Consider the following 12291-nt stretch of genomic DNA (forward strand, 5'->3'; position numbering starts at 1 on the left):
TGACCGGGAATCGCGTTAAGATGCGTTAAATAGTCCCGTGTGGTTCCCTTGGCATTGACCCGGGCGCCACCTAGATTGGGTGCAGTGGACCGGGGATTCTCGCCTCACTACCCAAAGAATATTCTAGGGTTACTACCAAGGACATAGGGCGCGATCCGCGCGACCACGAAGGAAGATCAATGAACGCCAATCTGCGCAACTTCGCCCTCTGGGTCATCATTGTATTGCTGCTGTTGGCATTGTTCACGCTTTTCCAGAATCCGGGTCAGCGCACGTCTTCGCAGGACATCACGTTTTCGCAGTTGTTGAGCGAAGTCGATCAGAACCGCGTGCGCGACGTCGTGATCCAGGGGCCGGAAATCCACGGCACCTTTACCAACGGCTCCTCGTTCCAGACCTATGCGCCGAATGATCCGACGCTGGTGAAGCGTCTCTATGACGGCAAGGTCTCGATCACCGCCAAGCCGCCCGGCGACAACGTGCCGTGGTTCGTGTCGCTGCTCGTTTCCTGGCTGCCCTTTATCGCGCTGATCGGCGTCTGGATCTTCCTGTCCCGCCAGATGCAGGGCGGCGCCGGCAAGGCGATGGGCTTTGGCAAGTCCCGCGCCAAGATGCTGACGGAGGCCCATGGCCGCGTCACTTTCGAAGACGTCGCCGGTGTCGACGAAGCGAAGCAGGACCTGCAGGAGATCGTCGAATTCCTGCGCGACCCCGGAAAATTCCAACGTCTCGGCGGACGCATTCCGCGCGGCGTGCTGCTGGTCGGCCCTCCCGGCACCGGCAAGACGCTCATCGCGCGGGCGGTCGCGGGCGAAGCCAACGTGCCGTTCTTCACCATTTCCGGTTCTGACTTCGTCGAAATGTTCGTCGGCGTCGGCGCTTCCCGCGTTCGTGACATGTTCGAGCAGGCCAAGAAGAACGCGCCCTGCATCATCTTCATCGACGAAATCGACGCGGTCGGCCGTCATCGCGGCGCGGGCTTGGGCGGCGGCAATGACGAGCGCGAACAGACGCTCAACCAGTTGCTGGTCGAGATGGACGGTTTTGAAGCCAATGAAGGCGTGATCCTGATCGCCGCGACCAACCGACCCGACGTGCTGGATCCCGCGCTGCTGCGTCCCGGCCGTTTCGACCGCCAGGTGGTGGTGCCGAACCCGGACGTCGTCGGCCGCGAGCAGATCCTGAAAGTTCACGTTCGCAAGGTGCCGCTGGCGCCCGATATCAACCTCAAGACCATCGCGCGCGGCACGCCGGGCTTCTCCGGCGCCGACCTGATGAACCTCGTCAACGAGGCGGCGCTGACGGCTGCCCGCCGCAACAAGCGGATGGTGACGCAGGCCGAGTTCGAAGAGGCCAAGGACAAGGTGATGATGGGTGCCGAGCGCAAGTCGCTCGTCATGACCGAGGAAGAGAAGCTCTTGACGGCCTATCACGAGGGCGGCCATGCCATCGTCGGCCTGAACGTCGTCGCGACCGATCCGATCCACAAGGCGACGATCATTCCACGCGGCCGCGCGCTGGGCATGGTGATGCAGCTTCCCGAGCGCGACAAGCTGTCGATGTCGCTCGAGCAGATGACCTCGCGCCTCGCCATCATGATGGGCGGCCGCGTCGCCGAAGAACTGATCTTCGGCCGCGAGAAGGTTACTTCGGGCGCGGCCTCCGACATCGAGCAGGCGACACGGCTGGCGCGCATGATGGTGACGCGATGGGGCCTGTCGGAAGAGCTCGGCACCGTGTCCTACGGCGAAAACCAGGACGAGGTGTTTTTGGGCATGTCGGTGTCGCGCACGCAGAACGCCTCGGAAGCGACCGTCCAGAAGATCGACAAGGAAATCAAGCGGCTGGTCGAGGAAGGCTACAACGAGGCCACCAAGATCCTCACCGAGAAGCGCCAGGATCTCGAGACACTGGCCAAGGGCCTGCTCGAATTCGAGACGCTGAGCGGCGACGAGATCATCGACCTCTTGAAGGGCAAGAAGCCCAACCGCGAATCGGTCTTGGAGCCGAGCACGCCACGCGCTTCCGCCGTACCCCCGGCCGGCAAGCCGCGCCCGCGTCCCGACCCGGACCCGGGTCTGGAGCCGCAGCCCCAGGCGTGAGCGGCGCTTAATTCTGAACGACGAAAACGCGGCGGTGACGCCGCGTTTTTTTGTGCTTGTGACCGGCCCCTTTGTCGCGAATAGACGCTGGGCCATGACAAGAGCATCCGGGACGCAGCGGCAACGCCCGCGTCCTTACACTGGTGCCTTGCCGGTTCATGCGTTTCAACGGCAAGCCTGGAAACGTTTTGGCGATTGCAGACCGGGATTGATTTCGAACCTTTATGGCGCCGCGGCCGGCGCCCCAAGGTGTACGGCCAGAATGTGTTCCGGCGTCTCGACCACTTCGACCTTCTGCCCATCGCCGCCGACAAAGGCGAGCACCGTGCGCTCGCCGTCGCGCCACATGCTGCCGACGAGGGCAATGTTGATGTGGGTAGATTGCCCCGTCTCAAATCGCGTGCATTCGATCCAGAAGCGCATGACGTCCTCCTTGAATTGCCTTGATGAGAGACGGGGCGGGTAGGTTACGCCATCGCCCGCAGTTCGCGGGCGGCGGCCACCATGTTGGCGAGCGCGGGTCGGACCTCCTCCCATTTGCGGGTCTTCAGTCCGCAATCCGGATTGATCCAGATCTGGGTGTCGGAGAGCCGCTGTCGCGCCAGCTTGAGCAGGCCGGTCATCTCGCCGATCTCGGGGACGCGCGGCGAATGGATGTCGTAGACGCCGGGGCCGATTTCGTTCGGATAGCGGTAATCCCTGAACGCATCGAGCAGCTCCATCTTCGAGCGCGAGGTCTCGATCGAGATCACGTCGGCGTCCATCGCGCCGATCGCGCCGATAATATCGTTGAACTCCGAGTAGCACATGTGGGTATGGATCTGCGTTTCGTCGCGCACGCCGGACGAACAGAGGCGGAAGGCGTCGACGGCCCAGTCGAGATAGGCCTGCCATTCGGATTTGCGCAGCGGCAGGCCCTCCCGCAACGCGGCCTCGTCGATCTGGATCATGCCGGCGCCGGCCGCTTCGAGATCAGCGACCTCGTCGCGGATCGCGAGCGCGATCTGCCGGCAGGCTTCGCTGCGCGGAATGTCATCGCGGACGAATGACCAGTTCAGAATGGTGACGGGGCCGGTGAGCATCGCCTTCATCGGCTTTTTCGTCAGCGACTGGGCATATTGCCACCACTCGACCGTCATCGGCTTTGGGCGCGAGACGTCGCCGAACAGCACAGGCGGGCGAACGTAGCGCGATCCGTAGGATTGCACCCAGCCGTGCGCGGTGAAGGCAAAGCCTGCGAGCTGTTCGCCGAAATACTGCACCATGTCGTTGCGCTCGAACTCGCCATGCACGAGCACGTCGAGCCCGATATTTTCCTGCCAGCGCACGGTGCGGGCGGTCTGGTTCTGCAGATAGAGCTTATAGGCTTCGTCCGTCAGAGCGCCCCTGGCGTGCGCGGAGCGGGCGTTCCTGACGTCGGCGGTTTGTGGGAACGAGCCGATGGTGGTGGTCGGGAACGCCGGCAGGTTGAAGCGCTCGCGCTGAACGGTGGCGCGTTCAGCGAAGATGCTGGAGCGGAAGCGCATCGGTTCATTGACGCCGGCAACGCGTGCCGCGACCTTCGCATCGTGAATGCGCGGCGAGGCCTTGCGGGAGGTCGCCGCCCGGTCCGATGCCTTCAGGTTGGCTTCGACTGCTCTGCGGCCATCGGCGAGTGCCGTTCCGAGCGTGGCCAGTTCCTCGAGCTTCTGCACCGAAAACGCGAGCCAGCTCTTGATTTCGGGATCGAGCTCGGTCTCCAGCGCCAGATCGATCGGGACGTGCAGCAGCGAGCAGGAGGGGGCGATCTGCACACGATGCTTGCCGAGTTTGGCGATTGCGGGCTCGAGCCGGTCGAGAAGCCGGCTCAAATCCGCGCGCCAGATGTTACGGCCATCGATCATTCCGAGCGACAGCACGCGGTTATCAGGAACTCCGGCGAGGTCGTCGATCTGCTCCGGCGCGCGCACGAGGTCGAGATGCAGGCCGGCGACGGGCAGGGATAGCGCGGTGTCGCGGTTGGCGCCGAGACCGCCGAAATAGGTCGTCAGCATGATCTTGAGCTGCGGCACTGCGCTCGCGATCTCCGCATAGGCATAATGCAACGCCTGCTGGGCGACGATATCGAGGTCGAGCACGAGACATGGCTCGTCGATCTGCACCCATTCCGCGCCCCGGTAGGCAAGTTCGCGCAGCACCTCGATGTAAACCGGCAGCAAGCGATCAAGCAGGGACAGCGGATTGAAGCCGGCATCCTTGCTCTTGGCGAGTTTGAGAAACGTGACCGGCCCGACCAGCACGGGGCGGGTTTGATAGCCCAGCGCCTTGGCTTCCTCGTATTCCTCGATCGGCTTGCGTGAGGCGAGGATGAATTTCTGATCCTTCGTCAGTTCGGGCACCATGTAGTGGTAGTTGGTGTCGAACCATTTTGTCATTTCCAGCGCCGGCACGCCGTGCGCATCGTCATGCCCGTGACTGGCATGGCCGCAACTCGCCTCATGCGGCTTGCCTTGCGCGCCGCGGGCCATCGCGAAGTAAGTCGCAAGCGAGACCGGCCCGCCGTTCCAGCGATAGATTTCCGGGATTGCGCCGACCATCACGGATGTGTCGAGCACCTGGTCGTAGAACGAGAAATCGTTCGACGGAATCACGGTGACGCCGAGCTTTTTCTGGCGCGCCCAGTTTGCGGCGCGAAGCCCGACGCCGGCTTCGATCAGCGCCTTCTCGTCGGTTGCGCCCGACCAGAAACTCTCCAGCGCGAATTTCAACTCACGGCGCGGACCGATGCGCGGCGTGCCGAGTGAAGCAACGCGAAGTGAAGAAGTGGAGATGGTGGAAGTAGACGTAGCTTTGGAAGAAGACATTGGCTTAACCCCAAAAGTTGGGGGCAAAGGCCGAAGTGACACGTCTGGATTTTCGCGAACGGCAGAGCGCGCGCGGAAAATCGCAACCGCACCACCGGGACACCCCGCCCGTGGACGTGTATGTTGTCGAGGCAGGTCTCCTGGCTCGCGGGTCAGTGCTGCTGTCCGGCCTTCCCGAAACCTCGTGAGGTCTCAGTGGCTTTGTTGGACAGCGCTCGCCGCTTACAGTTGCGGGGGCAGCTCCGGCTTTGGCTTTGCGGCCGCACCGGCTTCCCTCTTAGCTTCGGAAGAACGTCTCCCGAAGAACCACGACGGGTCCACATATCGGCAACGCGGCAGGCGCGTCAACTCGGCGACATTCACCGGCGCGTTGTCATTGTTGTTCACAGCCGCGGGGTTCCGTCGCCGAAATTCTTGCACATCGCCCGCTCCCCCATTGACAGCCGCATCCGAATAACACCAGATATAGCCGTCACGGTCCGCCATGGCCCAACACATGGTGGCTAAGAGGGAAGCCGGTGTATCGCGCGAAAGCCGCGAAAATCCGGCGCTGCCCCCGCAACTGTAAGCAGTGAGTTGTTTCCGAATCTTACGTCACTGATGCGGCATCGCATTGGGAAGACACGGGGATAATTGCGACCTGCGAGCCAGGAGACCTGCCGCGACACCGAAAAAAAACGTCCACGGGCGGGGTGTCCCGGGGGCGCTTGCAGATTCATGCCCGCGTTTTCGCGTGGGCTAAAGCTGTAGCGTCCTCTGACATCCGGCCCCAACACCATTACGGGGTCTTTTGATGTCACTCTCTCTCGATCGCGAAGCCAACGCCGCTCCATTCATTCGACTGCGCCCCGAATCGGTTGCCGCCTCGGAAGCGCAGCCGCCGATGCAGGTGATTCGCCGCAACGGCACGGTTTCGAAATTCGACGCGAGCAAGATTTCGGTCGCGATGACCAAGGCGTTTCTCGCGGTCGAGGGGCATGGCGCGGCGGCCTCCCGCCGCGTGCATGAAGTCGTCGAGCAACTGACCGCCGAAGTCGCCGGCGCGCTGTCGCGCCGGATGAGCGAGGGCCGCACCTTTCATATCGAGGACGTGCAGGACCAGGTCGAACTTGCCTTGATGCGCAGCGAGCACCACAAGGTCGCGCGCGCTTATGTGCTCTATCGCGAGGAACGCACGCGCCATCGTGCCGGACAGGGCGTGAAGGCCGCCCAGCCATCGGAAAAGCCCTCGTTACGTGTCACGCTGGCCAGTGGCGCGCAGGTCCCGCTCGACATCGCGCGGCTGACGCTGATCATCGAAGAAGCCTGCGGCGGTCTCGAGGGCGTCGGCGCCACGGCGGTGCTCGCCGAGACACAGCGCAATCTCTATGACGGCATCAGCGAGGACGAACTGGCGCTGGCGTCGGTGATGGCCGCGCGCACACTGGTGGAGCAGGAGCCGAACTACGCCTATGTCAGCGCGCGGCTCTTGCTCGACAAGCTGCGCACCGAAGTGCTGTCTTTCGTGCATGATACGCCGACCAGCGCGTCGCAGGCCGAGATGGCCGAGCGCTACGGCGAATATTTTCCGGCCTATATCAAGGCCGGCATCAAGGCCGAACTGCTCGATCCCGATCTGGCGCGCTTCGACCTGAAAAAGCTTGCCGCGGCGCTGAAGCCGGAACGCGACCTGGCGTTCCAGTTTCTGGGTCTGCAGACGCTGTACGACCGCTATTTCCTGCATGTGCACGGCGATCGCATCGAGCTGCCGCAGGCGTTCTTCATGCGCGTCGCGATGGGGCTGGCGATGCGTGAGATCGACCGCGAGGCGCGCGCGATCGAGTTCTACGATCTCTTATCATCGTTCGACTTCATGGCCTCGACCCCGACACTGTTCAATTCCGGCACGCTGCGGCCGCAATTGTCGTCCTGCTTCCTCACCACCATCGCGGACGATCTCGACGGCATCTTCAAGTCGGTCAAGGACAATGCGCTGCTCGCAAAATACTCCGGCGGGCTCGGCAACGACTGGACCCGCGTGCGTGGGCTCGGCGCGCACATCAAGGGCACCAATGGCGAAAGCCAGGGCGTGGTGCCGTTTCTAAAGGTGGCCAATGACACCGCGATCGCCGTCAACCAGGGCGGCAAGCGCAAAGGCGCGGTCTGCGCCTATCTCGAAACCTGGCACATCGACATCGAGGAATTTTTGGACCTGCGCAAGAACACCGGCGACGATCGCCGCCGCACCCACGACATGAACACCGCGAACTGGGTGCCCGACCTGTTCATGCAGCGCGTCGAGGCCGACGGCGAATGGACTCTGTTCTCGCCGGACGAGACGCCCGATCTGCATGACCTCTACGGCAACGCATTCGCCGAACGTTACGCAGCTTACGAAGCAAAGGCGGCGCGGGGTGAGATCCGCGTGTTCAAGCAGATCCGCGCCACCGATCTCTGGCGCAGGATGCTGACCATGCTGTTCGAGACTGGACATCCCTGGATCACGTTCAAGGATCCCTGCAATCTGCGCTCGCCGCAGCGCCATGCCGGCGTGATTCATTCCTCGAACCTCTGCACCGAGATCACGCTTAATACCTCCGACGACGAGACCGCCGTCTGCAATCTCGGCTCCATCAATCTGCTCAATCACGTGCGGGAAGGCCGGCTGGACCAGGCGCGGCTGCGACGCAGTGTGACGACGGCAATGCGGATGCTCGACAACGTCATCGACATCAATTTCTACACCATCCCCGAAGCGCGCCGTTCGAACCTGCGGCACCGCCCGGTCGGTCTCGGGCTGATGGGTTTCCAGGACGCGCTGCAGGCGATACGGATTGCGATGGCTTCCGATGCGGCGGTAACGTTCGCCGATACCAGCATGGAGATGATTTCCTATTACGCCATTTCGGCCTCCGTCGATCTGGCGGCCGAGCGCGGGCGATACCCGTCGTTTGACGGCTCGCTGTGGAGCCGCGGCATCTTGCCGATCGATTCGATCGAACTGCTGGCGGAAACCCGCGGCCGTCTCGCGATGGACCGCGGCATGACGCTCGACTGGGATAGCTTGCGAGAGCGCGTCAAGGCGACCGGCATGCGTAATTCCAACGTGATGGCGATCGCGCCGACCGCGACGATTTCCAACATCTGCGGCGTCGCGCAGTCGATCGAGCCCGCTTACCAGAACCTCTACGTCAAATCCAACATGTCCGGCGACTTCACCGTGGTGAACGAATTTCTGGTGCGCGACCTCAAGGCGCGCGGGCTGTGGGACGAGGTGATGGTCAACGACCTCAAATATTTCGATGGCAGCTTGGGGGCCATCGATCGCATTCCCGGCGACCTCAAGGCGCTCTATGCCACCGCGTTCGAGATCGACAGCGCCTGGCTGATCGAGGCAGCGTCGCGGCGGCAGAAATGGATCGACCAGTCGCAGTCGCTCAACCTCTATATTGCCAACCCTAGCGGCAAGAAGCTCGATGCGCTCTATCGGCTGGCATGGGCGCGCGGGTTGAAGACGACCTATTACCTGCGCTCGCGCAGCGCGACGCATGTCGAAAAGTCCACGCTCCGGGGGACCGACGGCAAGCTCAACAGCGTCGCGTCCGCGGCGATGATGGCTCCAGGCCCGATCATCGTCGCGCCGGCCGCCACCGCGCCGGATTTAACCGGTGCGGTGGCGTGCTCGATCGATAATCCCGAATGCGAAGCCTGCCAGTAAGCAGCAAGAACAAAAGGAAACCACAATGCTCGACTGGTCCGAACCATCCGCATCCCCGCGTCAGACGCCGCCGCCCGTCGTGGTGCAATCCGTTGCCCCGGCCGAACAAACCGGCCTCGGCATGATAGATCGTCGCGGCGGACGCGTATCTGTCGACGACAAGCGGATGATCAACTGCCGCGCCGACGTCAATCAATTGCTGCCGCTGAAGTACAAATGGGCCTGGGAGAAATATCTCGCCGGTTGCAACAATCACTGGATGCCTACCGAAGTTTCTATGCAGGCCGACATCGCGCTGTGGAAATCGCGCGATGGGCTGACGGAAGACGAGCGCCGCGCCATCAAGCGCAACCTTGGTTTCTTCGCGGCCTCCGAAAGCCTGGTCGCCAATAACATCGTGCTGGCGATCTACCGCCATCTGACCAATCCGGAGTGCCGGCAATATCTGCTGCGGCAATCGTTCGAGGAGGCGGTTCATACCCACACCTTTCAATATATCGTCGAAAGCTTAGGGTTGGACGAGGGCGAGCTGTTCAACATGTATCGCGAGGTGCCGTCGATTACCGACAAAGCAGCCTGGGCGCTGAAGCACACGCAGCATCTCGACGATCCCGATTTCAAGACCGGGACGCCGCAAGCCGACCAGGCGTTCCTGCGCGATCTCGTCGCCTTCTACGTCATCTTCGAGGGGATGTGGTTCTACACGGGCTTCGCGCAGATCCTCTCGCTCGGCCGCCGCAACAAGATGGTCGGCATTGCCGAGCAGTACCAGTACATCCTGCGCGACGAGTCCATTCACCTGAATTTCGGCATCGATGTCATCAACCAGATCAAGATCGAAAACCCGCATCTATGGACCAAGGCGTTCCAGGACGAAGTCCGCGCCATGGTGCGCGAGGCGGCCGAGCTGGAAGCGGCCTACGGGCGAGACACCATGCCGCGCGGCTTTCTCGGGCTGAATGCGGCGCTGTGCGAGAGCTACATGCACTTCATTGCCAACCGCCGCTGCGCGCAGCTCGGGCTGCAGCGGGTGTTCGACGAGACCGAGAATCCGTTTCCCTGGATGTCGGAAGCGATGGACCTGAAGAAAGAGAAGAATTTCTTCGAGACGCGGGTGATCGAGTACCAGAACGGCGGTGCGCTGAGTTGGGAGTAGGGGAAGCCATACTCTCCCAACACGTCGTCCCCGCGAACGCGGGACCCAGGCCGGCCATAGCGCGCGACAAGCGTCAGATCATCAACCGCTACTTGATGAATGCCGCCCAGAGAGCGGCGTTGGCAAGCGTGCCGATCTCGTTCATGTGACAAGCGTCGGAGGCGTTGCGTCCGTCATTTCCGATCGTATCGGTATCGGGCCCTTGGCGGATGTTGAGCGCGTTATCGACAGCAGAGAGTTGACCGGCACGTACCGCAGCCGTGTTCTTCGGCTCGGCTACGCCGCATTTAGTGCTGCGTGACAGATAGAAGGGCGCATCGAACCCAGCCGCTCGAAATCGCTTTACGAGCTGATGCAACAGCGAGGCATATTGTTCTGCTGATATCGTTGACCGCGCGTCGGTTTCACCTTGCTGAAACAGAAAATGCGTCGGCGTCAGGCCCGCCGCCTTCAACTTCGAGATGGCGTTTGTGATCCAATCCGCCCGCTCATTGTTCAGAACCGAAAGCGAGGCGCTGCCAATGGCAAGGGGTACGACGATCACGCGATCGTAGCGCCCGGCCTGGATCAGGATGTCGCCGAGCCGCGTTGCAAAGCTGCCGCCTATGCCATCGGCGCCCAGCAGGGGATCGGCGGCAGCAAAGCATTTGCCTGTGAGCGGGTCGAAATTGTCGACGGCTTCGCGCGCGGTATGTCGGGCGCTTCCCCAATTGCCCGCATTGCTCTGGCCGTGCACGACAATGATTGCCGTGTTGCCGGACGTGTGGGCGCAGGACCGTTCGACACGCGCCGGCGGCGCAACCGCAGCCGAACCGGCCTGGTGGGCACTCGACGTCAGCACCTTGCCGGCAACCGTGCCGATCAGAAGACCACCAATCAGGAACGCAACAGGGCGCAACAATGGAATGCTCTCCAAGAGAGTTCAGCTTCATCGCGGGAGCACGCAGTACGTCCGCTCATCGCAAGATGGCGTGCATCAGACGGCGCTTACCGATCAGGGCCGAACTCGACCGATCTGAGGCTGCCCAACTCGGCGCATGCTAACCGGCTAGCGTTGAGAGCTTGTTAATGGTTCGCAAGCCCCGCCGGCAAAACCTCTCCCGATATCCGCGTTACAAAACCGTCTTGTCATCAGCCGTGAATAGTTGTTCACTTCTTCGAGCGATAGCGCTTTTTATCGCTCAAGACATTGAATGTGTGCGCGTTCTGGCAGGCTCCGCGGGGCTTAAGGGCGCGCCGGGGACGGAAAACGCGCCATGGTCTATCGGCGAACCCATCAGGTCGTAAAGAGACTGGCGGCGCGGCGTAGCGCCATCCTGGCGGCGGCGCGGGATACTGCGGCCGAAGGCGGTATGGCGGCGGTGCAGATCGCCCCGGTTGCGGTCCGCGCCAATGTCGCGGCCGGCACCGTCTATCGTTACTTTCCCTCCAAGGCCGAACTGATTTCCGAACTGATCGCCGAGGTCTCGCGGGATGAGCTGGCCGCGATCCGCCGTGCGGCGGATGCGGCGCCGGGACCGTCCTCGGCGCTCGCCGCCGCCGTCACCACGGTTGCCGTGCATGTGCTGTCGCAGCGCAAGCTCGCCTGGGGCATTCTGGCCGAACCTGTCGACGTCGACGTCTCGGTGTCGCGGCTTGCCAGCCGCCGCGAAATCTCCGGCGAGATCGCTGCCAGAATTGACGCCGCGGTGCGTGCCGGCCATCTGCCGGCGCAGGATACCGCGCTCGCCGCCACCGCGCTGCTCGGTGCGCTGCATGAATCGCTGGTTGGCCCGCTGGCGCCCGAGAATCTGGATGACCCCGCGAAGCTGCGCGACGCCGTGCAAACGGTCACACTTTTGGCGCTACGCGCCGTTGGCGTGATGGATGCCCGCGCCCGCGGCCTCGTGGTGCAGGCGGTGCTGCCGGCCAAGGCGCTGGTCGGGGCCTAGAAACTTCCCCCTTTGCGACGCGCCTTTGTCGCAACTATTTGCCACGCTGCGGTTTATCGACGGTCCAACCCGCGATCAGGAGCATGCAATGAGCACGACATCAGGGTCCGCCAAATGGCAGGGCGGCATCAAGGACGGCAAGGGCGCGATCTCGACCAAAAGCGGCGCGCTGAACGATTATCCTTACGGATTTTCGAGCCGCTTCGAGGGTAAGCCTGGCTCCAATCCGGAAGAATTGATCGGTGCGGCGCACGCCGCGTGCTTCACCATGGCGCTGTCGCTGATTCTGGGTGAAGCCAAGCTCACCGCCGAGCACATGGAAACCAAGGCCGACGTGACGCTGGAAAAACAGGGCGATGGTTTTGCCATCACCTCGATTCATCTGACGCTGAATGCGAAGATTCCGGGCGCCGACAAGGCAAAGTTCGAGGAGCTGGCTGGTAAAGCGAAGGCCGGCTGCCCGGTGTCGAAACTGCTGAATGCCAAGATCACGCTGGACGCGACGCTGCAGTAGTTTTGCTGCAGTTGCTCTTTCGTCATTCCGGGTTCGTCGTTTCGCGCC

General features: G+C 62.5%; 8 protein-coding genes and 2 riboswitches. Of the genes, 5 read left to right on the top strand and 3 right to left on the bottom strand.

From position 1 onward, the window contains the following. Positions 1-179 precede the first annotated feature (179 nt). Positions 180-2102, top strand: a complete 1923-nt coding sequence (gene ftsH / locus CQ13_RS34810; protein WP_057847300.1) for an ATP-dependent zinc metalloprotease FtsH — start codon at positions 180-182, stop codon at positions 2100-2102. A 222-nt stretch (positions 2103-2324) separates the two neighbouring features. Here ftsH and CQ13_RS34815 read toward each other — a convergent pair whose 3' ends face one another. Continuing rightward, positions 2325-2525, bottom strand: a complete 201-nt coding sequence (locus CQ13_RS34815) for a hypothetical protein (RefSeq protein ID WP_057847301.1) — start codon at positions 2523-2525, stop codon at positions 2325-2327. 44 nt (positions 2526-2569) lie between these two features. After that, a complete protein-coding gene (metE, locus tag CQ13_RS34820; RefSeq protein ID WP_057847302.1) occupies positions 2570-4945 on the bottom strand; it encodes a 5-methyltetrahydropteroyltriglutamate--homocysteine S-methyltransferase in 2376 nt (791 codons plus the stop codon). 113 nt (positions 4946-5058) lie between these two features. Then, positions 5059-5271: riboswitch (cobalamin riboswitch) on the bottom strand. A gap of 132 nt (positions 5272-5403) precedes the next feature. After that, a riboswitch (cobalamin riboswitch) is annotated at positions 5404-5623 on the top strand. Between the two features lie 115 nt (positions 5624-5738). Between metE and CQ13_RS34825 the strand changes: the two genes are divergently transcribed. Then, complete coding sequence (locus CQ13_RS34825) at positions 5739-8642, top strand: ribonucleoside-diphosphate reductase subunit alpha (protein WP_057847303.1); 2904 nt, start codon at positions 5739-5741, stop codon at positions 8640-8642. A gap of 25 nt (positions 8643-8667) precedes the next feature. Continuing rightward, the gene (locus tag CQ13_RS34830) at positions 8668-9798 is read left to right on the top strand and encodes a ribonucleotide-diphosphate reductase subunit beta (RefSeq protein WP_082637828.1); all 1131 of its coding nucleotides are present in this window, start codon (positions 8668-8670) and stop codon (positions 9796-9798) included. Positions 9799-9886: 88 nt separating this feature from the next. On the opposite strand, the gene CQ13_RS34835 is transcribed toward CQ13_RS34830, so the two are convergent. After that, a complete protein-coding gene (locus CQ13_RS34835) occupies positions 9887-10699 on the bottom strand; it encodes a sialate O-acetylesterase (protein WP_057847304.1) in 813 nt (270 codons plus the stop codon). A gap of 355 nt (positions 10700-11054) precedes the next feature. Here CQ13_RS34835 and CQ13_RS34840 point away from each other — a divergent pair, with 355 nt between their 5' ends. After that, the gene (locus CQ13_RS34840) at positions 11055-11729 is read left to right on the top strand and encodes a TetR/AcrR family transcriptional regulator (RefSeq protein WP_057847305.1); all 675 of its coding nucleotides are present in this window, start codon (positions 11055-11057) and stop codon (positions 11727-11729) included. Positions 11730-11817: 88 nt separating this feature from the next. Further along, positions 11818-12243 carry an OsmC family protein gene (locus CQ13_RS34845; protein WP_057847470.1) on the top strand — a complete coding sequence of 142 codons (426 nt, stop codon included), beginning with the start codon at positions 11818-11820 and terminating at the stop codon, positions 12241-12243. Positions 12244-12291: the final 48 nt, after the last annotated feature.

It is taken from the genome of Bradyrhizobium retamae, from assembly GCF_001440415.1.
In the GTDB taxonomy this organism is placed as follows: domain Bacteria; phylum Pseudomonadota; class Alphaproteobacteria; order Rhizobiales; family Xanthobacteraceae; genus Bradyrhizobium; species Bradyrhizobium retamae.